The organism is Phenylobacterium sp. (assembly GCF_035569475.1).
Lineage (GTDB): Bacteria > Pseudomonadota > Alphaproteobacteria > Caulobacterales > Caulobacteraceae > Phenylobacterium.
In genome coordinates this window covers 1-23618 of record NZ_DATMNA010000038.1, presented here as the reverse complement: position 1 = coordinate 23618, position 23618 = coordinate 1, and the positions used below count along the sequence as shown (strand labels likewise).

The 23618-nt window shown below is 69.8% G+C and carries 23 protein-coding genes and 3 tRNA genes; 8 read left to right on the top strand and 18 right to left on the bottom strand.

Translation table 11 applies throughout. The features are described 5' to 3' along the window. Positions 1-151 precede the first annotated feature (151 nt). The 5 genes from VNW53_RS05710 to kdsA are packed head-to-tail and all read right to left on the bottom strand — an operon-like array spanning position 152 to position 5668. Positions 152-1156 (bottom strand): NADP-dependent oxidoreductase, encoded by a 1005-nt coding sequence (locus VNW53_RS05710; RefSeq protein ID WP_325554156.1) that lies wholly within the window; start codon positions 1154-1156, stop codon positions 152-154. Between the two features lie 42 nt (positions 1157-1198). Continuing rightward, a complete protein-coding gene (locus tag VNW53_RS05705; protein ID WP_325554155.1) occupies positions 1199-2266 on the bottom strand; it encodes a DUF3089 domain-containing protein in 1068 nt (355 codons plus the stop codon). A gap of 38 nt (positions 2267-2304) precedes the next feature. Further along, positions 2305-3309 (bottom strand): ADP-glyceromanno-heptose 6-epimerase, encoded by a 1005-nt coding sequence (rfaD, locus tag VNW53_RS05700; RefSeq protein ID WP_325554154.1) that lies wholly within the window; start codon positions 3307-3309, stop codon positions 2305-2307. Further along, positions 3306-4778, bottom strand: a complete 1473-nt coding sequence (gene rfaE2 / locus VNW53_RS05695; protein WP_325554153.1) for a D-glycero-beta-D-manno-heptose 1-phosphate adenylyltransferase — start codon at positions 4776-4778, stop codon at positions 3306-3308. Before rfaE2 ends, rfaD begins: the two co-directional genes overlap by 4 nt. A gap of 35 nt (positions 4779-4813) precedes the next feature. Then, entirely contained in the window at positions 4814-5668 is an 855-nt protein-coding gene (gene kdsA, locus VNW53_RS05690) for a 3-deoxy-8-phosphooctulonate synthase (protein WP_325554151.1), read from the bottom strand. Between the two features lie 188 nt (positions 5669-5856). Between kdsA and VNW53_RS05685 the strand changes: the two genes are divergently transcribed. Genes VNW53_RS05685 through sseA form a run of 3 tightly spaced genes read left to right on the top strand, consistent with a single transcriptional unit; the run spans position 5857 to position 8997 of the window. After that, positions 5857-7113, top strand: a complete 1257-nt coding sequence (locus VNW53_RS05685) for a cyclopropane-fatty-acyl-phospholipid synthase family protein (protein ID WP_325554150.1) — start codon at positions 5857-5859, stop codon at positions 7111-7113. 43 nt (positions 7114-7156) lie between these two features. Next, the gene (locus tag VNW53_RS05680) at positions 7157-8158 is read left to right on the top strand and encodes a cysteine synthase A (RefSeq protein WP_325554149.1); all 1002 of its coding nucleotides are present in this window, start codon (positions 7157-7159) and stop codon (positions 8156-8158) included. Beyond that, the gene (gene sseA, locus VNW53_RS05675) at positions 8155-8997 is read left to right on the top strand and encodes a 3-mercaptopyruvate sulfurtransferase (protein ID WP_325554148.1); all 843 of its coding nucleotides are present in this window, start codon (positions 8155-8157) and stop codon (positions 8995-8997) included. Before VNW53_RS05680 ends, sseA begins: the two co-directional genes overlap by 4 nt. A 32-nt stretch (positions 8998-9029) precedes the next feature. Here sseA and VNW53_RS05670 read toward each other — a convergent pair whose 3' ends face one another. Beyond that, positions 9030-10127 carry an amino acid ABC transporter substrate-binding protein gene (locus VNW53_RS05670; protein WP_325554147.1) on the bottom strand — a complete coding sequence of 366 codons (1098 nt, stop codon included), beginning with the start codon at positions 10125-10127 and terminating at the stop codon, positions 9030-9032. Between the two features lie 81 nt (positions 10128-10208). Between VNW53_RS05670 and metC the strand changes: the two genes are divergently transcribed. From metC to VNW53_RS05650, 4 genes are all read left to right on the top strand, one after another. Beyond that, positions 10209-11405, top strand: a complete 1197-nt coding sequence (metC, locus tag VNW53_RS05665) for a cystathionine beta-lyase (RefSeq protein WP_325554146.1) — start codon at positions 10209-10211, stop codon at positions 11403-11405. A gap of 64 nt (positions 11406-11469) precedes the next feature. Further along, positions 11470-12471: an SDR family oxidoreductase gene (locus VNW53_RS05660; RefSeq protein ID WP_325554144.1), complete on the top strand. Its 1002-nt coding sequence runs from the start codon at positions 11470-11472 to the stop codon at positions 12469-12471. 20 nt (positions 12472-12491) lie between these two features. After that, positions 12492-13343, top strand: coding sequence for a kinase (locus tag VNW53_RS05655; RefSeq protein ID WP_325554142.1), 852 nt, complete (start codon positions 12492-12494; stop codon positions 13341-13343). A 23-nt stretch (positions 13344-13366) separates the two neighbouring features. Next, the gene (locus VNW53_RS05650; protein ID WP_325554140.1) at positions 13367-13753 is read left to right on the top strand and encodes a hypothetical protein; all 387 of its coding nucleotides are present in this window, start codon (positions 13367-13369) and stop codon (positions 13751-13753) included. A 4-nt stretch (positions 13754-13757) separates the two neighbouring features. Here VNW53_RS05650 and VNW53_RS05645 read toward each other — a convergent pair. The 8 genes from VNW53_RS05645 to recJ form a co-directional block, all read right to left on the bottom strand. Beyond that, positions 13758-13834: transfer RNA gene (locus VNW53_RS05645), tRNA-Arg, on the bottom strand. A gap of 11 nt (positions 13835-13845) precedes the next feature. Next, positions 13846-14151 carry an ETC complex I subunit gene (locus VNW53_RS05640; RefSeq protein ID WP_325554139.1) on the bottom strand — a complete coding sequence of 102 codons (306 nt, stop codon included), beginning with the start codon at positions 14149-14151 and terminating at the stop codon, positions 13846-13848. 83 nt (positions 14152-14234) lie between these two features. Continuing rightward, positions 14235-14311: transfer RNA gene (locus VNW53_RS05635), tRNA-Pro, on the bottom strand. An 89-nt stretch (positions 14312-14400) separates the two neighbouring features. After that, complete coding sequence (locus VNW53_RS05630) at positions 14401-14835, bottom strand: PaaI family thioesterase (RefSeq protein ID WP_325554137.1); 435 nt, start codon at positions 14833-14835, stop codon at positions 14401-14403. After that, positions 14832-15626: a glutaminyl-peptide cyclotransferase gene (locus VNW53_RS05625; RefSeq protein ID WP_325554135.1), complete on the bottom strand. Its 795-nt coding sequence runs from the start codon at positions 15624-15626 to the stop codon at positions 14832-14834. Before VNW53_RS05625 ends, VNW53_RS05630 begins: the two co-directional genes overlap by 4 nt. A gap of 80 nt (positions 15627-15706) precedes the next feature. Further along, complete coding sequence (locus VNW53_RS05620; RefSeq protein ID WP_325554133.1) at positions 15707-16315, bottom strand: cold-shock protein; 609 nt, start codon at positions 16313-16315, stop codon at positions 15707-15709. Positions 16316-16459: 144 nt separating this feature from the next. After that, positions 16460-16534: transfer RNA gene (locus VNW53_RS05615), tRNA-Glu, on the bottom strand. A gap of 64 nt (positions 16535-16598) precedes the next feature. Then, a complete protein-coding gene (gene recJ / locus VNW53_RS05610) occupies positions 16599-18398 on the bottom strand; it encodes a single-stranded-DNA-specific exonuclease RecJ (RefSeq protein ID WP_325554131.1) in 1800 nt (599 codons plus the stop codon). Positions 18399-18624: 226 nt separating this feature from the next. Here recJ and VNW53_RS05605 point away from each other — a divergent pair, with 226 nt between their 5' ends. Continuing rightward, on the top strand, positions 18625-19185 hold the full coding sequence (locus tag VNW53_RS05605; RefSeq protein WP_325554130.1) for a PEPxxWA-CTERM sorting domain-containing protein: 561 nt from the start codon (positions 18625-18627) through the stop codon (positions 19183-19185). Positions 19186-19288: 103 nt separating this feature from the next. Here VNW53_RS05605 and glpX read toward each other — a convergent pair whose 3' ends face one another. From glpX to VNW53_RS05585, 4 genes are all read right to left on the bottom strand, one after another. Beyond that, positions 19289-20242 (bottom strand): class II fructose-bisphosphatase, encoded by a 954-nt coding sequence (glpX, locus tag VNW53_RS05600; protein ID WP_325554128.1) that lies wholly within the window; start codon positions 20240-20242, stop codon positions 19289-19291. Between the two features lie 25 nt (positions 20243-20267). Then, positions 20268-21575, bottom strand: a complete 1308-nt coding sequence (locus tag VNW53_RS05595; protein ID WP_325554126.1) for a homoserine dehydrogenase — start codon at positions 21573-21575, stop codon at positions 20268-20270. Positions 21576-21654: 79 nt separating this feature from the next. Next, positions 21655-22875: an LL-diaminopimelate aminotransferase gene (locus VNW53_RS05590; protein WP_325554125.1), complete on the bottom strand. Its 1221-nt coding sequence runs from the start codon at positions 22873-22875 to the stop codon at positions 21655-21657. A 126-nt stretch (positions 22876-23001) separates the two neighbouring features. Beyond that, the gene (locus VNW53_RS05585; RefSeq protein ID WP_325554123.1) at positions 23002-23424 is read right to left on the bottom strand and encodes a hypothetical protein; all 423 of its coding nucleotides are present in this window, start codon (positions 23422-23424) and stop codon (positions 23002-23004) included. Positions 23425-23618: the final 194 nt, after the last annotated feature.

Genomic DNA, 23618 nt, shown 5'->3' with positions numbered 1-23618 from the left:
GCGGATGATGATCAATCAGCCTCCGCCAGTCGGTATGCGATGACTAGAAAACAACCTAGGTTGTCCAACAAGCTGTTTCAGCTCGTGGATGAAGATCTCAAATCTACTGAGAAATATTCTCATCTAAGGCGAATTGAATAGCCGATTTCAGCTACCTCACCCTGATCATCCGCTTGCCGCGGTTCTCGCCGTTCAGCAGGCCGATCAGCGCCGCGGGCGTGTTCTCCAGGCCGTCGATGATGTCCTCCTGCACCTTCAGGCGCCCATCGGCGACCCAGCCCTGCAGGTCCTTCAGCGCCGCCTCGCGCCGGTCGTCGAAGTCCATGACCACGAAACCGCGCAGGGTGAGCCGTTTGGTGACGATCAGGCCGGGAATGCCGCGGGGGCCGTGCGGCGGGGCGGCGCCATCGTACTGCGAGACCGCGCCGCAGCAGGCGATGCGGCCATGGTTCTTCATGGCGAACAGGCAGGTCTCGAAGATCTCGCCGCCGGTGTTGTCGAAATAGACGTCGATGCCCTCAGGCACGGCCTCCTTCATCTGCTGGCGCAGGCCGCCGGCCTTGTAGTCCAGGGCCGCGTCGAACCCGAGCTCCTCGACCAGCCAACGGCCCTTGTCCGCGCCGCCGGCCACGCCCACCACCTTGCAGCCCTTGATCTTGGCGATCTGGCCGACGATCGAGCCGACCGAGCCGGCGGCGGCCGACACCACGACGGTCTCGCCGGGCTTGGGCTGGCCGCACTCCAGCAGGCCGAAATAGGCGGTCAGGCCGGCGATCCCGTAGACGCTCATCAGGTGGGTCATCGGCTCAAGGGCCGGCAGCCTGGTCAGCCGCTTGCCCGGCAGGACCGCATAGTCCTGCCAGCCGGTGTCGGCGAACACCAGGTCGCCGGGCTTCAGGTGGCCAGCGTTGGAGGCCACCACCTCCGCCAGGGCGCCGCCGGCCATCACCTGGCCGGACTCCAGGGCCGAGCGGTAGGTCGCCCCCTGCATCCAGGCGCGGTTGGCGGCGTCGAGCGAGATGTAGCGGGTGCGCAGCAGCACCTCGCCCTCGCCGGGCGACGGGGCCTGTGTCTCGGTCAGCCGGAAGTGCTCGCGCGCCAGCTTGTCGCCCTGCGGCAGGTGGTCCAGCACGATCTGACGATTGGTCTCACCCATGGCGCGTTTCCCTTGGCTGTCGCGGCTACGAGGACGCCAGGCTCAGCGGCGGGTCAAGGCCGCCAGGCGCGCCTTCGCGTCGTTCTCCAGGTCGGCGTAGAACAGGTTGAACCCTGGGGCCATCCGCTGCTCCGTCCAGGATCCCGAGGCTTGCAGGGAGGTCGACTTGGGCGAGGAGACCCGCAGCACCCCGCCTTCGCACCGCGCCGAGACCTGCCGCGCCATGAAGGCCGGGCGCGCACCCCACTCCAGCCCCGTGGCGTTCGCCGCGCCCTCGTGCATTCGCGCCGGCGCCGGCTCGTCGGTGGTGGCGCCCAGGATCGGATTGAAGCACAGGGCGGGGCCGTTGAGGTTTACGAGCTCGCCGTTCGCGTCCCAGACGAGCGCGCGGGCCAGCAGGATCTTGCCGCGGTCGATCTCGCTGGCCGGCACGCTGACCCAGGCGGCCAGGCAGCCGGCCTGATCGCGCTGGGCGCAGGGCGGCAGGGCCGGATGGGTGGCCGGGACCACGGTCTCGATCAGATAGGCGCCGGCCAGTCGCGCCCGCAGCGCCGCGTTGGGCGCGATCTCCTCGGCCACCAGGCGCGCGGCGAGCGTGCCGCCCTGCTCGACGCCCACGACGATGAACGGCCGGTCCCCGCCGTTGTGGTCACGCCAGTAGCGGAAGGCGGCCGCGACGTCGCCATAGGCGAACCGGCGCGCGTCCTTGGCGTCGTCCGCCAGGGTGAGCAGGCTGTAGAGCCCCGCCTGGCGATAGCGCGGCGCGAAGATGCGGCCGACCCGCACGAACGGGCCGGCGTAGTTGGGCGCCATCACCCGGCGGAAGACCCGGTCGGCCCGAGCCGCGCCGATCGGCTCGTTCCACTGCTTGCCGCCTTCGAAGGTGGTCGGGGCCACGAAGAACACGTCCGCCGCAGGGCTCCCCGGCGCGGCAGGCTCCGGCCGCGTCGGCAGCAGGTACCAGGCCTTGGATTGGGCGTAGTCCGGGGCGGGGGGCGGCCTGTAGGTCTGGAACGGCGTCTTGGGATCCAGGGCGTAGCGGATCAGATCGCCGCGATACAGGGCGGCGGCCACGGCCAGCAGGAGCAGCACGCCCACGAAGCTGCCCACCAGCCACCGCCTCGGGCGCGGCCGGTCCCCACCCATGGCTAGCGGTAGGGGTCGGGCTGGCTGAGGTAGGTCCGGACGTAGTCGCCGATCCCCTCCTCCAGCGGCGTCATCGGCTTGGCGTAGCCGGCGACCTTCAGCCGGTCCATCTTGGCCTCGGTGAAGTACTGGTACTTGTCGCGGATCATCGGCGGCATGGGCGTGTAGTCGATCTTCGCCGGCTTCCCGGCCGCGGCGAACACCGCGCGCGCCATGTCCTCGAAGGTCCGCGCGGTCCCGGAGCCCAGGTTGAAGACGCCGTTCACCTGCGGGTTCTGGCTCAGCCACTCGGTCACGTCGGCGGCGTCGCGCACATAGACGAAGTCGCGCTTCTGGCCGCCGTCCGGCACGTCGGGGCGGTAGCTCTTGAAAAGCTGCACGCCATGCCCGTCGCGCACGTGCGGCCAGATCTGCGAGGCCACCGACTTCATCGAGCGCTTGTGCTCTTCGTTGGGGCCGTAGACGTTGAAGAACTTCAGGCCCACCCACTGCGGCGGGGCGTAGTCGCGGGCCGCCTGACGCACGGCGAAGATGTCGAACAGCGCCTTGGACCAGCCGTAGGTGTTCAGGGGCCGCAAGGCCGCCAGGGCCTCGAAGCCGTTGTCGTCGTCGAAGCCCTGGCCCCCGTCGCCGTAAGTCGCCGCCGAGGAGGCGTAGATCAGCCGCCGCTGCCGGTCGGCGCACCAGCGGAAGAGGTCGCGGCTGAGCGTGAAGTTGGAATGGACGATCTTGTCGGCGTCCGGCTCCATGGTCGTTGAGACCGCGGCCATGTGGACCACCATCTCCACGTCGCGCCAGCGCTTCTCCAGCCAGTCGAACATGTCCTCCGGCGCCACGAAGTCGCCGATCGGGTGCTTGGCGATATTGCGCCACTTGCCGAGGTCGGCCTCGCGCAGGCGGTCGCAGACCACCACGTCCAGGTCGCGGTCCTCCGCCAGTTTGGCCGCGATGTTGGAGCCGATGAAGCCGGCCCCGCCGGTGACGAAGGCGATGCGCCTCTGGGTCATGCCGCCCCCTGCTTGGACATCCGCGCGATGGCCGCGGTGGTGGAATAGCCCTCGACGATCGCCGCCAGCTTCACCTCGCCGCCCCAGCCCGTGACCAGTTCGTGCCCGACCACTTCGCTCTCGGCGTAGTCAGCGCCCTTGACCAGCACGTCGGGCCGCGCGGCCTCGATGAGCTTGATCGGCGTATCCTCCTCGAACGGAACCACCAGGTCGACCGACCCCAGGCCGGCCAACACCAGGGCGCGGCTCTCCAGGTCGTTCACCGGGCGGCCCTCGCCTTTCAGCCGGCGAACGCTGTCGTCGGCGTTGAGGCCCACGATCAGCCGGTCGCACCAGGCGCGCGCCTGGGCCAGATAGGCCACGTGGCCCTTGTGCAGGATGTCGAAGCAGCCGTTGGTGAAGCCCACCTTCAGCCCCTTGGCCCTCCAGCGGGCCACCTCGTCGGCCATCCGCTGGGCGGTCGCCACCTTGGCCTCGGCGGGCGCCATGTGGGCCGACAGCGCCGCCTCCACCAGCTCCTCCGGCGACACCGTCGCGGTGCCCACCTTGCCCACCGCCACGCCGGAGGCGAGCTGTGCGAAGGCGATGGCTTCCTCGATGGCGACCTCGGCCGCCAGCGCCAGGCCGAGCGCAGCCAGCGTCGTGTCGCCGGCGCCGGAGGCGTCGAACACCTCGCGCGGCGCGGTCGGGAAGTGGCGCACCGCCTGCCCGCGCACCGCCAGCGAGATGCCCTTGGAGGCCCGCGTCACCAGGATCGCCTTGGCCTCCCAGAGCTCAAGCGCGCGCGCCAGGGCCGCGGCGACCTGATCGTCGGTCTCGGTCGGCATGTCGGTGGCGTGGCCCAGCTCGGCGGCGTTGGGCTTGATCATGTCCACCGCGCCGTAGCGGGCGAAAGAGCGGGCCTTGGAGTCCACCACCAGCTTGCCGCCGCTTTCGGCGGCGGCCTCGCGGCAGGCGGCGATCACCGCCTCGGTGACCACGCCCTTGCCGTAGTCGGACAGCAGGATCGCGCCGGCGTCCTTGGCGGCGTCGCGTATGGTCCGCACCAGCCGCTGCTCCACCTCGCCGCCGATCGGGCGGACGACCTCCCAGTCGACCCGCAAGAGCTGCTGGCCGCCGGAGACCAGGCGGGTCTTCAGCGTCGTGGGCCGGTCCGGATCGGTGACCAGGTAGCCCTCGACGCCGGCCTCTTCGCCCACCATCCGCTGGGCTTCGTTGCCCTGGGCGTCGCCGCCGACCACCCCGACCAGGGAAACCTCCCCGCCCAGGGCGGCCACATTGCGCGCCACATTGCCGGACGCGCCCAGCATCATCAGCTCACGCGTGCGGGCCAGCACCGGCACCGGGGCTTCCGGCGAGACCCGGCTGACGTCGCCGTAGACGAAGCGGTCGACCATCAGGTCGCCTACGCAGGCGACGCGCCGGCCGGGCGCCAGGCCCAGGAGGTGCTGGAGCGCTGAGAGGTCCATGAGGGTCAAGGGTGTGCGGCGCGTTGCGGGCGGGGTCAAGCGGCCTGCACCACGCCGTGGATCGCCTTGAGCGTGGCCAGGAGGTCCTTGGCGCCCGCCAGCGGCAGGCAGCTTGGCCCGTCGCACAGCGCCTTGTCCGGCTCCGGGTGGAACTCCAGGAAGACGCCGTCGGCGCCGGCCGCCACCGCCGCCTTGGCCAGCACCGGCACGCCGAAGCGCCGCCCGCCGGTCGAAGCCGAGTTGCTGCGCGGATCGGCCCCGGGGAGTTGCACCGCGTGGGTGGCGTCGATGGTCACCGGCGCGCCGAGCTCCTTCATCTCGTGGATTCCCAGCATGTCGACCATCAGGTTGTTGTAGCCGAAGGAGACCCCGCGCTCGCACAGGATGGTGAAGTCGGCGCCGGTGGCCTCGCGGATCTTGTCGAGGATGTTCTTGCAGTCCCAGGGGGCCAGGAATTGTCCCTTCTTCACATGCAGCAGGCCGCCGGCCGCCAGGGTCGCCCGGGCCGTGGCGATCACCAGGTCGGTCTGGCGGCAGAGGAAGGCCGGGATCTGGACGATGTCGGCGACCGCGGCCACGGCCTGCGCCTGGTCGATCTCGTGCAGGTCGGTGACGATCGGCACGGCGAACTCGCTTTTCACTTTCTCCAGGATGCGCAGGCCCGCCTCCAGACCCGGCCCGCGATAGCTGTGGATCGAGGAGCGGTTGGCCTTGTCGAAGCTCGCCTTGAACACATAGGGCAGGCCCAGGTCGGCGCAGACGCCTTTCAGGTGCTGCGCGGTTTCCAGGGCCAGGCCCTCGTCCTCCAGCACGTTCAACCCGGCGAGCACCACCAGCGGCTGACCGTCGCCGATGGCGAGGTTCCAGCGATCCAGCGTCAAGACAGCCATGGCTTTCCCTTAGAGGTCCGGTGGGTCGGGCGCTAAGTGGCGCGCGCCGCCGGGCTTCACAAGCCTCGAATCCGCATCTACCCGCGTCCGCCGGCTTGGGGCGTCGTATCGTTCTGGCGCCCCGGGGCTCTGGTTTCAGCGTTGAGCGGTGTTATGTTTTGGTACGTGAGCGTTCTGGGGAAGCGAACATGAGCCTGGCGCAGAGTTCCTCTCTGGCCGCCCTGGCCCGGGACCGGCGGGCGTTCCGCCGGTTGCCGCAGTTGCAGGGCGCGCCGGCCGTCTTCAAGGCCGCGGTGCGCCTGATCGCCCGCAATTTCGTGATCGGGTCGGTCACTTTCGTCATGCCGTCTGGCGAGGAGCTCTACATTCCCGGCGTCGAGCCGGGTCCCGACGCCAAGATCGTGATCCGCGATTTCCGCTTCATCCGTCGCGCGCTCGCCGCCGGCGACATCGGGTTCGCCGAGGCCTATATGGCCGGCGAGTTCGACACGCCGAACCTGCCCGACCTGCTCTACGTCTTCGCGGCCAACTGGGACCGGGTGCATCACGTCACCATGGGCAGCCCCCTGACTTGGGCGATCAACCGCATCCGCCACGCCCTGAAGACCAACAGCCGCCAGGGCGCGAAGAAGAATATCCACGCCCACTACGACCTGGGGAACGCCTTCTATTCCCGCTGGCTCGACCCGACGATGACCTACTCGTCGGCGCGCTTTCAGCAGCCCGGCCAGCCCCTGAGCGAGGCCCAGGTCGCCAAGTACCGGGCGCTGTCGCAGACCATGGGCCTGCAGACGGGCCAGAGCGTGCTGGAGATCGGCTGCGGCTGGGGCGGTTTCGCAGAATTCGCCGCCCGCGAGGTCGGCGCCAAGGTCACCGCCATCACCATCTCCGAGGAGCAGTACGCCTTCGCCAAGCAGCGGATGTTCGAAGCCGGCCTCAACGAAAAGGCCGAGATCAAGCTCGTCGACTACCGCGACGTCGACGGCCGCTTCGACCGGGTGGCCTCCATCGAGATGTTCGAGGCGGTGGGCGAGCGCTATTGGCCGACCTACTTCGGCAAGATCCGCGAGAGCCTGACCCCCGGCGGCCGCGCCGGCCTGCAGATCATCACCATCAAGGACCAGTACTTCGACCAGTACCGAAGCCGCGCCGACTTCATCCAGAAGTACGTCTTCCCGGGCGGCATGCTCCCGTCGGAGGAGCGCCTGCGGAAGGTGACCGACAAGGCGGGCCTGGTCTGGACCGCCCTCGACCGCTTCGGCCGGGACTACGCCGACACCCTCGCCGAATGGCATCGCAGCTTCGACGCGGCCTGGAACGACATCCGCCCGCTGGGCTTCGACGAGCGCTTCCGCAAGCTATGGAAGTTCTACCTGAGCTACTGCGAGGCCGGTTTCCGCACCGAGCGGACCAGCGTCGTGCAGCTCGGACTGGCCAAAGCGTAGGTCGCCCCTTCTGCTTGCGCCAAGCTGCGCTTAAGTAGCGGCGATGAGTCCCGCCCGCAGCGTCCTCGACACCATCGGGAACACCCCGTTGATCCGCCTGAACCGCGCGAGCGAGCTCACCGGATGTGAAATCCTCGGCAAGGCCGAGTTCCTCAACCCCGGGCAGTCGGTCAAGGATCGCGCGGCCCTGTTCATGGTCCGCGACGCCGAAGCCAAAGGAACCTTGCGGCCCGGCGGCCGGATCGTCGAAGGCACGGCCGGCAACACCGGCATCGGCCTGGCCCTGGTCGCGAAGGCGCTGGGCTACGCCTGCACCATCGTCGTCCCGCGCAACCAGAGCCAGGAAAAGAAGGACTCCATCCGGCTCTACGGCGCCGAACTGGTCGAGGTGGACCCGGTCCCCTACGCCAACGAGATGAACTACGTGAAGGTTTCCGGCCGCTTGGCGCTGGAGCTTAACGAGACGGAGCCGGCCGGCGCGGTCTGGGCCCAGCAGTTCGACAATGTCGCCAACCGCGAGGCCCATGTGCGGACCACCGGCCCGGAGATCTGGGCCCAGACGGACGGCAGGATCGACGGCTTCATCTGCGCCATCGGCTCCGGCGGCACGCTGGCCGGCGTCGCCCAGGCGCTGCGCGAGAAGAACCCCGGCGTCGCCATCGGCATGGTCGATCCCTACGGCTCGGCGCTCTACAACTACTACACGACCGGCGAGCTGAAATCGGAGGGCGTTTCCATCAGCGAGGGCATCGGGCAAGGGCGGGTCACCGCGAACCTGGAAGGCCTCGCGATCGACAAGGCCTACCGGGTCTCCGACGAGGAGATGATGCTCGCCCTCTTCGACCTGGTGCAGCACGAGGGCCTGGTGATGGGCGGCTCGACCGGCGTCAATGTCGCCGGCGCCATCCATCTGGCCAAGGACCTCGGCCCTGGCCACACCATCGTCACCATGCTGTGCGACTATGGGCAGCGCTACCAGTCCAAGCTCTACAACCCGGCCTTCCTCAGGGAGCACGGCCTGCCGACGCCCGCGTGGATGGAATGAGCGATCCCCTGGTCTCCACCGCCTGGCTGGCCGAACGGCTGGGCTCCGCCGACATCGCCGTCGTCGACGCCACATGGTTCATGCCCGGCGAGGGCAAGACCGGGCGCGAGGCCTATGCCGCGGGCCATATCCCCGGCGCGGCGTTCTTCGACATCGACGAGATCGCCGACCGGTCGAGCGGCCTGCCGCACATGCTGCCCCCCGCCGACGCCTTCGCCGAGGCGGCCGGAACGCTCGGCCTGCGCCGCGACCTGATCACCGTCGTCTATGACGGCCAGGGCATCTTCTCCGCGCCCAGGGTCTGGTGGACGCTGCGGACCATGGGCTTCCCCGAGGTCTTCGTGCTCGACGGCGGCCTGGTCAAATGGCGTGCGGAGGGCCGGCCGATCGAGACCGCCCTGCCCCATCCGGCCGCCACCACCCTCGAACCCGCCTTCGACCCCAGCCTGGTGGCCGATGTGGAGGCCGTGAGGGCCCTGGTCCAGAGCCACGGCGCCCAACTCGTCGATGCGCGGGCCGCCGGGCGCTTCACGGGCGAGGTCCCCGAGCCGCGCGCGGGCTTGCGCAGCGGCCACATGCCCGGCGCCCTGAACGTGCCCTGGGGCGGCCTGATCGAGGCCGACGGCACGATGAAGACCGGTGACGCCCTTCGCGCCGCCTTCCTGGCTGCGGGCGTGGACCTGGACGGCCCGATCGTCACCACCTGCGGCTCCGGCGTCAGCGCCGCCCTGCTGGCCCTGGCCCTGGCCCGCCTGGGCCGCGAGGACGTGGCGGTCTACGACGGCTCGTGGACCGAATGGGGCGGCCGGGCCGATACGCCGGTCGTGACCGGAGCCTGACCGATCGGGATCCGCCTCGCCCGCCTGCCGCTCTAGCGGAACGGGGGCGCGTACAGCAGTCCTGGCTTGGGCGCGTTCCAGAGCGCATTCAGGCCCCGGTCCAGTTTCAGCGAGGAATCCGAGCCGATGTCGCGGCGGAATATCTCGTGATAGGCGCCCACCTGGCGGATCACCTGGAACGCCCAGTCCCGCTTCAGGCCCAGCAAGGCGCCGTAATCCCCGTCCACGCCCAACAGCCGCCGGGTCTGCGGATCGGACGCCGTCTCACGCGCCTGTTCGACGGTCTTGGAGGTCAGACCCAATTCCTCGCCCAGGATGGTGGCGTAGACCGTCCAGCGCACGATGTCGGTCCAGACCGGATCGTTCTGCCGCACCACGGGCCCCAGGGGCTCCTTGGAGATCACGTCGGGCAGGATCACGTGGGCGTTGGGGTTGCTCAGCACCGAGCGCGACCCCGCCAGGGCGGAGATGTCGGCGGTGAAGACGTCGCAGCCGTCGTTCTCGTAGAGCCGCCTGGCCTCGGCCTCGGAGGCCACCACCACGGGCTTGTAGTTCAGGCCGCGCGCCCGGAAGAAGTCGTTGAGGTTGTCCTGGCTGGCGGTGCCCGCCTGGACGCAGATCCGCGCGCCCGACAGCTCCTGGGCGCTGGTCAGGCCCAGCGACTTCGGGGCCAGGAACCCCTGGCCGTCGAAATAGGTGGTGGCCGCGAAGTCGAGCCCCAGGCCCGCGTCGCGGGAGAACGACCACGAGGTGTTGCGGGACAGCAGGTCGACCTGGCCCTTCTGCAGGGCGCTGAAACGGTCCTGGGCGCTGATCGCCGTGAACCGCACCTTGTCGGCGTCGCCCAGCACTGCGGCGGCCACCGCGCGGCAGATGTCGACGTCGAAGCCGCGCCAGTTCCCGCGCAGGTCCGGGAAGGCGAAGCCCGGCAGGCCGGGATTGACCCCGCAGGCCACGTAGCCGCGCTTCCTGACCGCATTCAGCACCTTGCTGGGCGTGGCCTTGTAGCGCACGCCCGCGACATCGGCGCCTTTCAGGACCGGCGTCGGCGCGGGGGCCGGCTTCGAGCCGCCGTCGCAGGCGCTCAAGGTCAGGATCGCAAGCCCCGCCGCGGCCAGCCGCCGGATCATCCGTGCTCCTTGATCGAGCCGCCCTTGCGGCCCTAAGTGCCTCCCGCACTGTCGCCCGCTAGCCTAGGCCCCGCAACCCGTATGCCCCCCAAGACCGGCCGGCCGGCCTCTCACCTCCAGGCCGCAACCCGCCTGATCCGCGCCGGCCATGGCGCGGGCCCCGTGGCCAAGACCGTGGGCCCGCCGGTACAGAAGGGCTCGACCGTCCTGCTGCCCGACGCCGCCAGCCTCTATGACGATGCGAGCCAGCTCACCTACGGCCGCCAGGGCCTGGCTGCGCAGTTCGCCTTGCAGGACGCCCTGGCCGAGCTGGAGAACGCCAAGGCCGTCACCCTCTATCCGTCCGGCCTATCCGCCCTCACCGGCGCCCTGCTGGCGGTGCTGAAGACCGGCGACGAGGTGCTGGTCACCGACGTGATCTACAAGCCCACGCGCCGGTTCTGCGACCATGTGCTGAAGCGGTTCGGTGTCGCCGTGCGCTACTTCGATCCGCGCCAGCCGCCGGAGGAACTGGTCGGCGGCGCCTCGGCGGCCACCCGGCTGATCCTGATGGAATCGCCGGGCTCGCTCAGTTTCGAGATGCAGGACCTGGGCCGCGTCGCCGAACTCGCCCGCGCCCGCGATATCCTGACGGTCGCCGACAACACCTGGGGCGCCGGCTACCTGATGCGGCCGCTGGACCTGGGCGTGGACATCTCGGTGCAGGCGCTCACCAAATACGTCGGCGGCCACTCCGACGTCTTCATGGGCTCGGCGGCGGTGAACGACCCCAGGCTGGTTCACGCCCTGGACGAGGGGATCGTCAACCTGGGCTGGGCGGTGACCGGCGAGGACGCCTACCAGATGCTCCGGGGCCTGCGCACCCTGCCCATCCGCCTGGCGCGGCAAGGGCAGAGCGGCCTGGACGTGGCGGCCTGGCTCCGCACGCGGCCTGAGGTCGCGCAGGTCTTCCATCCGGGGCTTCCCGGCGCGCCCGACCACGACCTGTGGGCGCGGCAGTTCACCGGCGCATCCGGCCTCTTCGCCTTCTCCCTGAAACCGGCGCCGGCCGCCGCGGTCAACGCCTTCCTCGATGCGCTGAGCCTCTTCGGCCTGGGCTTCTCCTGGGGGGGCTTCGAGAGCCTGGCGATCTTCTGCGACCCGCAACTGAAGGTGCGCAGCTTCCAGCCCGACTACGGCGGGCCGCTGATCCGCCTGCACATCGGTCTGGAGGATACGGGCGACCTGATCGCCGACCTGGAGCGGGGCTTCGCGGCCTACGCCGCCGCGGCGAGCTGAGCCGCGGGAACCGGACGCCCGCCAGACGATTGGTCGCCCAGATCCCCCATTGAAGGATTTGGTCATGACCCACACCGACGCCGGCGACGCATTCCGTGGCGAGGCCGAACGGGCCGCCCAGCAGGAACGCAAGATCCAGCATGAGATCGACGCGAAGGAGCCGCGCTCCTTCAAGGGCGAGGACCAGAAACCGATGCAGGCGGGCGCGCGGGAATATCCCGCCCCGCCCTTCCCCAAGCAGCACCTGGAGAAGCCGGGCCTGGAGGCCGATCTCCAGCTCAAGCCCATGTGGGAAGCGCCCTACTACAAGGGCTCCGGCAAGCTGGAGGGCAAGGTCGCCTTGATCACAGGCGCCGACTCCGGCATCGGCCGCGCGGTCGCCGTGCTCTTCGCCCGCGAGGGCGCCGACGTGGCCATCGCCTATCTGGACGAGGACGACGACGCTAAGGCCACCAAGGCCGCGGTCGAGAAGGAAGGCCGCCGGGCCATCCTGATCTCGGGCGACGTGGCCCAGTCGAAGTTCGCCGAGGCCGCCGTGCAGCGCACGGTCAAGGAGTTCGGCAAGCTCGATATCCTGGTGAACAACGCGGCTTTCCAGGAGCATGTCGACGATTTCGAGGACCTCACCGAAGAACACTTCGACCGCACCTTGAAGACCAACCTCTACGGCTACTTCTTCATGGCCAAGGCCGCCGTGCCCCACATGGCCCCGGGCTCAGCGATCGTCATGACCGGCTCGATCACCGGGCTGGTGGGAAACAAGGACCTGCTCGACTACTCGATGACCAAGGGCGGCATCCACGCCTTCACCCGCGCGCTCTCGACCCACCTGATCCGGAAGGGCGTCCGGGTGAACGCGGTCGCGCCGGGGCCTGTCTGGACGCCGCTCAACCCGGCCGACAAGGACGCGGAGCGGACCTCGAAGTTCGGCGGCGACACGCCGATGAAGCGGCCCGCCCAGCCGGAGGAGATCGCGCCGGCCTACGTCTTCCTGGCCTCGCCCCAGACCTCCAGCTACATCACCGGCGAAGTCCTGCCGGTGATCGGCGGCTACAGCGGGGGCTAGACGCTCCTTTGGGGGTAGGAGTGAGCGACGCCGGCCTGGACCGCTTCATGGCGCAGGAGGGGCTGCCGGAGGCCTTTCGCCGGACCGCGGAGTTGGTCTGCGAGCCCCTGGCCGCCCGGGCCCACCGCCGCCGGATCGACCGCAAGCGTTGCGCGGTGATCGGCCTCTGCGGCGCCCAGGGCTCGGGCAAGAGCACCATCGCCAGATATGCCGTGAGCCTCCTGGAGGAGCGCGGCCAGCGCGCCGTCGCCCTGTCGCTGGACGACTTCTACCTGACCCACGAGGCGCGCCGGCGCCTGGCGCGCGAGGTCCACCCTCTGCTGGCTGTCCGCGGGCCGCCGGGCACCCACGACGTGTCCATGGCCGGCGCGGCCGTCGACCAGTTGCGCAGCAAGGGCAAGGCCGTCCTGCCCCGCTTCGACAAGGCCACGGACAACCGCGCGCCGCGCGCCGCCTGGTCCACGGTCGCCTCGCCGGTGGATGTGATCATCCTGGAGGGCTGGTGCGTCGGCGCGGTCAGCCAGGGCCGCGCGGCCCTGGCGACGCCGGTCAACGCCCTGGAACGGGACGAGGACCCCAAGGCCGTCTGGCGCACCTACATCAACGACCAGCTCGACGGCCCCTACCAGACCCTGTTCGGCCGGCTGCATGACCTGGTCCTGCTGCAGGCGCCCGGTTTCGACGTGGTCGCCGGCTGGCGCGAGGAGCAGGAAGCCAAGCTCCGGGCGAAGGGCGCCGGCGGCATGACTCCTGACGAAATCGCCCGCTTCGTCGCCTTCTACGAGCGCCTGACCCGCTGGATCCTGGCCGAAATGCCCGGCCGGGCCGACTGGGTTGTCACGCTCGACAAAGAGCGAAATCCTTACGTCTGATCGATCGTATAGGGTCATGCGCCATGAGCATCCGGAACGCCCTGGCCCTCGCCGCAGCCGCCTTGGCCTTCGGCGGAGCCGCGCAGGCCCAGCCGGCCGCGCCACCCGCCAAGCCGGCGGAGCCTGGGAGCACAGTCAGCGGCATCGTGGTGCAAGCCCTGCCGAAGAAAAGCTGTTCGTCCCGTGACAAGGAATGCATCGCCCTGGTGGTGGCGAACCTGAAGCAGAACTACCCCGAACAGCTGAAGGCCTTCTGTTTCCAGTGGAAGACCCAGGCCCTCCGGAGCGAGTGGGTCAATGATCAGCTGATCGAGAGTCTCGGCGGGGCCACCCCTCCGACGCCTGCCGCCTTCGGCGTCAATTCGGCGGTCGCGCAGGCCTGCGCCGAAGATAAGCCTGCCCGCAAATAACCGCTGGCGCGCCCTGCAGGACTCGAACCTGCAACCGCTCGCTTAGAAGGCGAGTGCTCTATCCGGTTGAGCTAAGGGCGCCGAAGCCGGCGTCAATGCGTCCACGGAACCTTGCGGCCGAAGGCGAAATTGTCGGCATAGGCCTTGATGATCCGTTTTGCGGGCTTGGGATCGATCAGCTGGAAGGCGATGCCGTGCTGGTCGGCATAGCGCACGGCCTCCTCCTTGGTCTCGAAGGCCAGCCGCACCTGGCCCTCGGTGTCCGCGGTCTGGGTCCAGCCCATCAACGGGTCCTGCCGTCTGGCGTCCGTCGGCTCGAACTCGAGCACCCATTCGCTGGACTTGGCCTTGCCCGACTGCATGGCGGTCTTGGATGGGCGGAAGATGCGCGCGAGCATGGAAATCCTTCGATCCTCTAGAGCCCTTCCCGCTCAGGTTGGATCAACCTGAGCGGAGGAGAAGGCCCCAAATATAGCCGGCTTGGTCGGGGCGGCAGGATTTGAACCTGCGACCCTCTGCTCCCAAAGCAGATGCGCTACCAGGCTGCGCTACGCCCCGAGGGCGCCGGCGGCCCTGCGATATAAGCGTTTTGCCCTTTCGGCAACGGACGCCGCCGACTTAGCCCCCCGCGCCCGCCAGGCGCCGCCCTATCGCTCACGGCTCATCAGCTTGAAGATGCCCGAGCAGCGGACCACGTCGTGGCCGCCGACATAGGCGCGGCCCTCGGCGAAGGCGACGTCGCGGGTCGCCCGCGTCAGCCTCGCCTCGCCCATTACCCATTCGCCGACGCGGGCCATATGCAGGAAGTCGATGGAGAGGTGGATTGTCACCCCGGTCTTGCCCGTGCCGCGGAACACCGCGCCGGCCAGCACCCCGTCCATGAAGGCCGACAGCATGCCGCCATGCACCAGCCCCAGGCCGTTGGCATGGCGCCTTCGGGCAAAGAAGGCCTGTTCGGCGAGCTCGCCCTCGCCAGGGCGATGGAAGTAGGGCCCGTTCAGCGTCGAGAAGCCGCCGCGGCCCTCGGCGGGGACGTAGCCGGCGGGCGGCGGCGAGCCCTCGTCGTCAGCCGGCCCGCTCAATGGGCCGGGCCCTTGGGCGGAACCAGGCGGATCTCGTAGAGGTGCGGCCAGTACTTGCCGGTGACGAACAGCCGGTCGTGCTCCCGGTCGTAGGCGATGCCGTTCAGCACGGCGTCCGGATTGCCCGCGCCGGCCGTCTCGGGCAGGCCGGTCAGATCGATCCAGGCTTTCACCCGGCCGCTCGCCGGATCGATGCGCGCGATGCGGTTGGTCTGCCAGATGTTGGCCAGCACCTCGCCCCTGACCCATTCCAGCTCGTTGAGGTTGGCGACCGGGCGGCCGTCGGCGGTCACCGGCACCCGGCGCAGTTCCCGGAAGGTGGCGGGGTCCAGGATGCGCAGCGAGGCCGTCCCGTCGCTCATGATCAGGTGGACGCCGTCCTGAGTCAGCGCCCAGCCCTCGCCGGGGTAGTGGAAGGTCGACGTCTTGGTGAAGGTCTTGAGATCCCAGCGGAAGCCGGTCTGGTCCTGCCAGGTCAGGCTGACGATCTCCGAGCCCCAGTTGACGATGCCCTCGCCGAACATCTGCGGCGGGATCGCCTGGGACTGCAGCACGCGGCCGTCGCTCAGGCGCACCCGGCGGATGCTCGACTGACCGGGGATGCCCGTACTCTCGTAGAGGTCGCCGCGCAGGTAGAAGAGCCCCTCGGTGAAGGCGCCCGTATCGTGCGGATAGACGTGGACGACCTTGAAGCCGTCGACCGGGACCGCCGCGGCCGCGGGCGGGGCCAGGCAGGCCGCCGCGCCGAGGGCCAGGAGCATCCGGAGCAGGCGGCGGAACAGGTGTGGCACGCACGACTCCGAGGCGCGGGAACAGGCCCATCCTTACGGGGAGCGGTCGGCGGCAGGCAAGGCCGCCTTTGCGGGCGGCCTCAGTCGAGCTGCGAACTCTCGATCTCGGCCACCACCAGGCCCTTGGGGCCCTCGGCGAAGCGCACCATGACGTCGTCGCCGGGCTGCAGGTCTTCCATGCCCGAGCGGCGCAAGGTCTCGATGTGCACGAAGATGTCGCCCGGCTCGGCGTCGCGCACGACGAAGCCATAGCCCTTGGTGCGGTTGAACCACTTCACCTTGGCCCGCTCCAGCGGCCCGGAGGCCGCCGGCGCGCGGCGCGGCGCACGGGTGGCGAAGTCGCCGCGCAGGAAGGCTTCGCGCTCGCCGCGGAAACCGCCCTCACGCGATCGCCGTTCGGCCGCTGGCGGCGCAGCGCTCTCGTCGATCTCAACGACCTCCGCCACCTGCCAACCCTTCGGGCGGCGCACCACGTCGCAGGTGATGACGGCGCCTTCCGGCGCGTTCTCGCGCCCGCAACTGCGCAGGCTGGTCACATGCAGGAGGACATCCTTCAGGTCGGTCTGGCTGGGGTCGTCCGGGACGATGAAGCCATAGCCCTTGCCGGCGTCGAACCACTTGACGCGACCGCTGATACGCAGCGCCTCAATCGGCGGCGCTTCCACATGCTCGACTTCGTAACCAGCCATCTGCCCCTCGGCCCGTTACTCTCCGATCCCGACATCGGACTGAGCCAACTATAACACTGTTCTCGTAACGGCGTGCGCGTCAACGGCGAAAATGCGCGCGCCGGGGGAATCGGCGCGACTTGCCGCGATTTCGGGCAGTCCGCGTGGCAGTCCCTAGGGGAGTCGAACCCCTCTCTCCAGGTTGAAAACCTGGCGTCCTAACCGATAGACGAAGGGACCGCGTGACGCGAAGGGCGGCTCTATATCCGCCTTCCCGAGGGGGTGCAAGGCTGTGGCTTTGCCATCAGGCCCTGCGCGGATCGGCCACGTCCTCGATCTCGAATTCGACGCCGGCCCTGCCCTGCCAATCGTCCGGCTTCAGACGGCCCGCGACGTGCACGGCGCCGCCCTCGGCCATCAGCCGCCGGCCCGCCTCGGAACCCTCGACGCGCCAGGCCACCGCCTTCAGCTTCCCGCCCGAGCCGTCGGTCAGCGTGCAGCGCACATGGCCGCCGCGCAGCGCCATGGGCCGCTCCACGCGCGCGTCGGCGAGCGCGAAGCTCGGTTCGACATTGCCCGGGCCGAACGGGGCCATGCGCTGGAAGTCCTGCCACAGCGCCCGGTCGGCGCCGCGGGTGGTGACCAGGGCGTCGATCTCCAGGGCGTCCTCGGCCGCCGCGGCCTCGGTTTCCGCCGCCAGCCGCTCGCAGAGGAAGGCGCGCAGCTCGGGGATCGTGTCCGGCCGCACCGACAGGCCCGCGGCCATGGCGTGGCCGCCGCCGGCCAGCAGCAGGCCCTCGTCATAGGCCGCCTGCACGGCGCGCCCGAGGTTCACGCCCGGCTGCGAGCGGCCGGACCCCTTGCCGACATTGGCCGCGCGGTCGACGCCCACCACGACCACGGGCTTGCGGTACTTCTCGCGCAGACGGCCGGCGACGATGCCGATGACGCCGGGGTGCCAATCGTCCTGCGCCACCAGCAGCATGGGCGCGTCCGGCGCATTGCTCTCGGTTTCGATGTGGGCGATCGCCGCCTCGGTGACCTCTCGTTCCACCTCCTTGCGCGAGGCGTTGAGCCCGTCGAGTTCGAGGGCCAGGGCCGCAGCCTCCTTGGGATCGTCGGTGGACAGCAGCCGCGCGCCCAGGTCGGCGCGGCCGATCCGCCCGCCGGCGTTGATCCGCGGACCCAGGATGAAGCCCACGTGGAAGACCGACGCGGGCCCCTGCCCCTTGGCCACGTCCATCAGCGCCTTCAGGCCGGGATTGCGCCAGCCGGACATCACCTTCAGCCCCTGGGCCGCCAGGGCCCGGTTGAGGCCGCGCAGTTCGGTCACGTCGCAGATCGCGCCCATGGCGGCGAGGTCCAGCCATTGGCGAATGTCCGGCTCGGCCCGCTCACCGAACAGGCCGCGGCGGCGGGCCTCGCGGTTGAGCGCCGCCAGCAGCACGAAGGTCACCCCGGCCGCCGCCAGATGCCCCTGCCCCGACACGCAGTCCGGCCGGTTGGGGTTCACCAGGGCCGCCACGTGCGGGATCTCCTCGCCGCGCATCAGGTGGTGGTCGATCACCACCACCTCCAGGCCGATCTCGGCGGCGCAGGCCAGGGCGTCGTGCGCGGCGGCCCCGCAGTCGACGGTGATCACCAGCTCCGCGCCCTCGGCCTTCAGGCGGCGGAAGGCGGCGGGCGACGGGCCATAGCCCTCCAGGATGCGGTCGGGCACATAGATAGGCAGGTCGTGGCCGAGCGCTCGGAACCAGCGCACCAACTGCGCCGCCGACGAGGCGCCGTCCACGTCATAGTCGGCGAACACCACCAGCGGCCGTTTCTGCTCTAGAGCGCTGACCAGCACATCGGCGGCGCGGTCCATGTCGGTGAAGCTCGAGGGATCGGGGAACAGCGCCTTCAGGGTCGGATTGAGGTAGGTCTCGGCCTGGTCGGCGCCGACGCCGCGGGCCGCCAGCGCCCGGGCCAGGGGCTCGGACAAGCCATGGCCAAGCTGATGGCGGCGCACCAGCTCGGCGTCCGCCGGCCGCTCACGCCACAGCCGCCCGCTGAGCGAGCGCACGACGCCGAGATAGCCCAATGGGGCGCCGCCGTCCGCCAACTGCCGCTCCACTCAAGGTCCAGACGCGCACTATCGGCCCGCCGTGGGCGAGTCGCCAGGATTGGATGGCGCGCGGCTGCGTCAGAAGCGGACGGAGCCCCTCAACCGCTAATTCCCTCTTCAGGGGAATCGACGTGACTCGAACGCAAACGTTAACTCACCTGAAGCTTGACCGTGCGCCGGCGAAGCCTGGATGGCACGGCGTCACAAGCCATGGGGTGGATAGATGAGTTTCAAAATGTTGGCGGCCGGCGCGGCGTTGGCGCTCGGCCTGATGGGCGCGACCGCCCACGCCCAGACCGCGGCCAGTTCGGTCGACTATGGGCAGATCCACGGCACGTTCACGATCACCGACGACGGCGCGGATGTCCTGAACGTCAATCCCGGCGACTCCATTACCGTCACCGGCGACTGGAGCGCGGCGGACACGAACAACGGCTACTGCCCCGACTGCGTCATCCAGCTATATCTGGCTGGCCTGCCGGGTCTGCCTGTTCAGGCCGACCTCTACAGCGGCGGCATCTTCAACAACCTCAGCGGCAGGTACTCGCTGACGTTCGACGCCCCGACCACCGCGGGAACCTACTATCTCGGTGGGGCCTCCTCGCTCCAATTCCATTTCATTGGGATCGACGGCGGCGCGAACGGCGCCGGCCTCGTCAATTATCAGATCAATGTCGGCGAGGCCGTGCCGGAACCGGCGGCCTGGGCGATGATGCTGATGGGCTTCGGCGGCCTGGGCGCGCTCCTGCGCAACCGTCGCAGCCGAGTGGCTCTGGCGGCCTGATCCTCCGATCCGGATGGTAAGACCGAGCCCCGGCCGCCTTCGGCGCGCCGGGGTTCTCTATTGCGGCCGACCGCGCAGGGACCCGCTTGGAGTCGGCCTGCCCCTAGACCGGCCGCTTCATCCGCACTTCGCGGGAGGTGCGGGTGGCGGAGTTCAGCACCAGGGTGTGGGTGTGGACGAAGCCGCCCTCGACCTTTACGCCGTCGAGCAAGGCCCCGTCGGTGACGCCGGTGGCGGCGAAGATGGCGTCGGCGCGGACCATCTCGTGCAGGTCGTACTTGCGGTCGAGGTCCTTGATGCCGACGCGGGCGGCGCGGGCGCGCTCGTCGGCGTTGCGGAAGACGAGCCGGCCCTGGAACTGGCCGCCGACGCACTTCAGCGCCGCGCAGGCCAGCACGCCCTCGGGCGCGCCGCCCTGGCCGACGTAGAGGTCGACGCCGGTCGAGGGATCGGCGGTGTTCATCACCCCGGCCACGTCGCCGTCGGTGATCAGGTAGATGCGGCAGCCCACCGAGCGCAGGCTGGCGATGATCTCCGCATGGCGCGGGCGGTCGAGGACGCAGACGGTCAGCTCTTCCGGCGGCACGCCCTTGGCCTTGGCCAGCGCCTTGACGTTGTCGGCGGGCGACTTGTCGAGGTCGATCACGCCGGCCGGATAGCCCGGGCCGCAGGCGATCTTGTCCATATAGGTGTCGGGCGCGTTGAGCATGGTGCCCTTCGGCGCCCAGGCCATCACCGCCAGCGCATTGGCCATGGCCTTGGCGGTGAGCGTCGTGCCCTCCAGCGGGTCGAGGGCGATGTCGATCTTGTGCTTGCCGCCCTTGCCGACCTTTTCGCCGATGTAGAGCATCGGCGCTTCGTCGCGCTCGCCCTCGCCGATGACGATCTCGCCGTCGAGGTCGAGGTCGTTGAGCGCCGTGCGCATGGCGTCGACGGCGGCCTGGTCGGCCGCCTTCTCGTCGCCGCGGCCGACCATCTTCCAGGCCGCGATGGCGGCGATCTCGGTGACGCGGACCGCTTCCAGCACCAGGCTGCGGTCGAGGACTTCGGAACTCATGTTCTTCTCACGTCTCCGGATTTCATCAGATGCGGGCGATGCGTAGCAGTCTCGGGCGGTCCAGCACAGCCGGGAGACCGGCGATCCGCTCGATCGCGACCTTGAGCACGCTTTCGGCCACCGCGTGGGTGGTGAGCACGATGGGCACGCCGCCCTTCAGGATGTCGGGGGCGTCGGCGACCGGCTTCTGCAGGAAGCTCTCGATGGAAACGCCGGCCTCGGCCAGGGTTTCGGAGACCGCGGCGATCACGCCCGGCTCGTCCTTGACCGACAGGCGCAGGTAGGCGCGGCCGATGCTCTTCGACGGGTCGACCGGGGTGAAGGGCGAAAGCGCGCCCGCCGGGGCCTGGAAGACGGGGCGGACGGCGCCAGCCATCACGTCGGCGATGTCGGCGGCGACCGCGGCGGCGGTGGGGCCCGCGCCCGCGCCGGGGCCCTGGACGAAGATGCGGCCGATGCGGGTCCCCTCGATGAAGAGGGCGTTCAGCGCTCCGCCGGCCTGGGCCAGCGGGTGGTCCAGCGGCGCCAGCGACGGATGCACCCGCACCAGCACCCCGTCCGGCGAGCGGTCGGCCGAGGCCACCAGCTTGATCCGGTAGCCGAGGTCGCGGGCCAGCCGGATGTCCAGCAGGTCGACGCTCTCGATGCCCTCGATCTCGGCCGCGGCGTAGTTGGGCGCGCAGCCGAAGGCCAGGGCCGCCAGGATGGAGATCTTGTGGGCCGCGTCGAAGCCGCCCACGTCCATGGTCGGGTCGGCCTCGGCGTAGCCCAGACGCTGCGCCTCTCCGAGCACTTCGGCGAAGGAGCGGCCGGTCGCCTCCATCTCGGTCAGGATGTAGTTGCAGGTGCCGTTGAGGATGCCGGCCACCGACTTGATGTCGTCGCCGACCAGCGCCTCGCGGACCATCTTCACCGCCGGCACCCCGCCCATCACGGCGGCCTCGAACAGCAGCGGCACGCCCTGCCCTTCGGCGAGCGCCGCCAGTTCCGCGCCGTGCTCGGCGATCAGGGCCTTGTTGGCGGTGACCACGGGCTTACCGGCGCGCAGGGCGGCCTCCACCGCGGCCTTGGCCGGGCCGTCGGAGCCGCCGATCAGCTCGACGAAGATGTCGGTCTCGCCGGAGGTCGCCAGCGCCACCGGATCGTCGAACCAGGGCAGGCCCGAGATGTCGAAGGGCCGCGGCCGCGAGCGCGACCGGGCCGAGACGCCCGTCACGGCGGCCCGCCCGCCCGCCGGCGCGAAGTCGGGCCGATCCGCCAGGAAGGTCAGGAGCCCCGTCCCGACCGTCCCCAGGCCCGCGACGCCGACGCGCCAGATGCGTTTGTCGCTCATCCGCCTACGCTCCTCCGGACCTTCGTCGCGATGCCCCGCCCTGACCGGCTCGCCGCGCCGAAGCCTTTGCGAAGGCGGGTCATTGGGCCGCCAGGGTATTGTGGGCGCGGGCCAGGATGTCGTCGGACTGGCTGAGGAACTTCTTCACATTGCGGGCGGCCTGGCGGATGCGGTGCTCGTTCTCCACCAGGCCCACGCGCACGAAGCCCTCGCCATATTCGCCGAAGCCGACGCCCGGCGCCACGGCCACGCCGGCCTCCTCGATCAGCAGCTTGGAGAACAGCAGCGAGCCCGCTTCCTTGAACTGCTCGGGCACCGGGGCCCAGGCGAACATCGAGGCGCTGGGCGAAGGGATCTCCCAGCCGGCGCGCTTCATGGTCTCCACCAGCACGTCGCGGCGGGACTTGTAGATGGCGCGGATCTCATCGACGCAGTCCTGCGGCCCGTTGAGCGCCGTGGCCGCGGCCACCTGGATCGGGGTGTAGGCGCCGTAGTCGAGGTAGGACTTCACCCGCGCCAGGGCCGCGCAGATCCGCTCGTTGCCCACCACCATGCCGACCCGCCAGCCGGCCATGGCGTAGGTTTTGGAGAGCGAATTGACCTCGACGGCGATGTCCTTGGCGCCTTCGACCTGCAGCACCGAGGGCGGCGGGTTGTCGTCGAAGTAGATCTCCGAATAGGCGATGTCGCTGATCACCAGCATCTCGTGCTTCTTCGCGAGCGCGATGGCGTCCCTGTAGAAATCCAGGTCGACGCACTGGGCCGTCGGATTGGACGGGTAGCTGAGGATCAGCACCGTCGGCGGCGGAACCGAGTGCTTCACCGCCCGGCTGACGCCCGAGAGGTAGTCCTCGGGGCTCAGCGCCGGCACGTGGCGGATCACCCCGCCGGCCATGATGAAGCCGTAGGCGTGGATCGGATAGGCCGGGTTGGGGCAGACGATCACGTCGCCGGGCGCGGTCAGCGCCTGGGCGAGGTTGGCGAAGCCCTCCTTGGACCCCAGAGTGGCGATCACCTCGGTGTCGGGGTTCAGCTTCACGCCGAAGCGGCGGTCGTAGTAGCCGGCCATGGCCCGCCTGAGGCCGACGATGCCCTTGGACGCCGAATAGCGGCCGGCCTTGGGATCGCGCGCGGTCTCGACCAGCTTGTCGACGATGTGCTTGGGCGTCGGCATGTCGGGATTGCCCATGCCGAAGTCGATGATGTCCACACCCTGGGCGCGCAGGCGCGCCTTGATGCGGTTGACCTCCTCGAGGACGTAGGGCGGGAGGCGGCGTATGCGGTGGAAGTCGGGGGTCATGTCGAAGTCTTGCGCCGCTCAAAGGCCCGAGTGCGGCTCTCTTCGGAGGTGAAGGCGGGCATGGATAGACTCCGGGCGGGAGCCAGCCAAGCCATGGTTCGATGAATTTTCAGCCTCCGCGGGGTCCTATCTCTTGGCCGGCGGAGGCGGTGTAGCTCGCGCCTTCAGGTCCTTGGCGAAGGCCTCGGTGTCGGCGGGCTGCGCCGGCGGGAGGATCGGGCCTGCGTCGATGCGGGCCTGGGCGGCGAAGGCCTCGGTGCCGTTCAGCACCCAGGTGGAGTCGGCGGTGGCGGCGGCCAGCTTGGCCGCATCCGCCTCCACGCGCCCGGCGTCGACGCCATATTGCTTGATCGGGCGCACGCCCACCGGGGCCTTGGGGAAGTTTACGAAGGTCGGATAGGGCGCGTTGGGACGGACGCTTGCGGCCACCTCGGCGGCCACCGGCGAGCGCGGGTCGACGATGGCGTCCTTGAACGGATTGGCCACGCAGCCCGACAGCAGGACGCAGCCGGCCGCGCCCGCAGCCAAAGCGCTGCGGCGTGCGTTCACAAAAGGGCTCGACCGCGTCGTCATTTTCCGATCCGGTCTTAAGCGATGATCGAGACAGGCGAAAGGGCGCGCGCGCTTTCCGCCGCGGGAGGATGATCTAATGAGCGAGCGAACCTCGCCCAAGAAGGGCGGCAAGACGCCCAAGGCCAAGGGCGCCGGCAAGGCGGCCAAGGCCAAGGTCGCGCCCAAGCTTG

Excerpts from the sequence above, each read along its gene's own strand:
- VNW53_RS05710 (WP_325554156.1), bottom strand. The coding sequence starts at position 1,156 with ATGGGTGAGACCAATCGTCAGATCGTGCTGGACCACCTGCCGCAGGGC.
- rfaD (WP_325554154.1), bottom strand. The coding sequence starts at position 3,309 with ATGACCCAGAGGCGCATCGCCTTCGTCACCGGCGGGGCCGGCTTCATC.
- rfaE2 (WP_325554153.1), bottom strand. The coding sequence starts at position 4,778 with ATGGACCTCTCAGCGCTCCAGCACCTCCTGGGCCTGGCGCCCGGCCGG.
- kdsA (WP_325554151.1), bottom strand. The coding sequence starts at position 5,668 with ATGGCTGTCTTGACGCTGGATCGCTGGAACCTCGCCATCGGCGACGGT.
- VNW53_RS05685 (WP_325554150.1), top strand. The coding sequence starts at position 5,857 with ATGAGCCTGGCGCAGAGTTCCTCTCTGGCCGCCCTGGCCCGGGACCGG.
- VNW53_RS05680 (WP_325554149.1), top strand. The coding sequence starts at position 7,157 with ATGAGTCCCGCCCGCAGCGTCCTCGACACCATCGGGAACACCCCGTTG.
- sseA (WP_325554148.1), top strand. The coding sequence starts at position 8,155 with ATGAGCGATCCCCTGGTCTCCACCGCCTGGCTGGCCGAACGGCTGGGC.
- VNW53_RS05670 (WP_325554147.1), bottom strand. The coding sequence starts at position 10,127 with ATGATCCGGCGGCTGGCCGCGGCGGGGCTTGCGATCCTGACCTTGAGC.
- metC (WP_325554146.1), top strand. The coding sequence starts at position 10,209 with ATGCCCCCCAAGACCGGCCGGCCGGCCTCTCACCTCCAGGCCGCAACC.
- VNW53_RS05660 (WP_325554144.1), top strand. The coding sequence starts at position 11,470 with ATGACCCACACCGACGCCGGCGACGCATTCCGTGGCGAGGCCGAACGG.
- VNW53_RS05650 (WP_325554140.1), top strand. The coding sequence starts at position 13,367 with ATGAGCATCCGGAACGCCCTGGCCCTCGCCGCAGCCGCCTTGGCCTTC.
- VNW53_RS05640 (WP_325554139.1), bottom strand. The coding sequence starts at position 14,151 with ATGCTCGCGCGCATCTTCCGCCCATCCAAGACCGCCATGCAGTCGGGC.
- VNW53_RS05620 (WP_325554133.1), bottom strand. The coding sequence starts at position 16,315 with ATGGCTGGTTACGAAGTCGAGCATGTGGAAGCGCCGCCGATTGAGGCG.
- VNW53_RS05605 (WP_325554130.1), top strand. The coding sequence starts at position 18,625 with ATGAGTTTCAAAATGTTGGCGGCCGGCGCGGCGTTGGCGCTCGGCCTG.
- glpX (WP_325554128.1), bottom strand. The coding sequence starts at position 20,242 with ATGAGTTCCGAAGTCCTCGACCGCAGCCTGGTGCTGGAAGCGGTCCGC.
- VNW53_RS05595 (WP_325554126.1), bottom strand. The coding sequence starts at position 21,575 with ATGAGCGACAAACGCATCTGGCGCGTCGGCGTCGCGGGCCTGGGGACG.
- VNW53_RS05590 (WP_325554125.1), bottom strand. The coding sequence starts at position 22,875 with ATGACCCCCGACTTCCACCGCATACGCCGCCTCCCGCCCTACGTCCTC.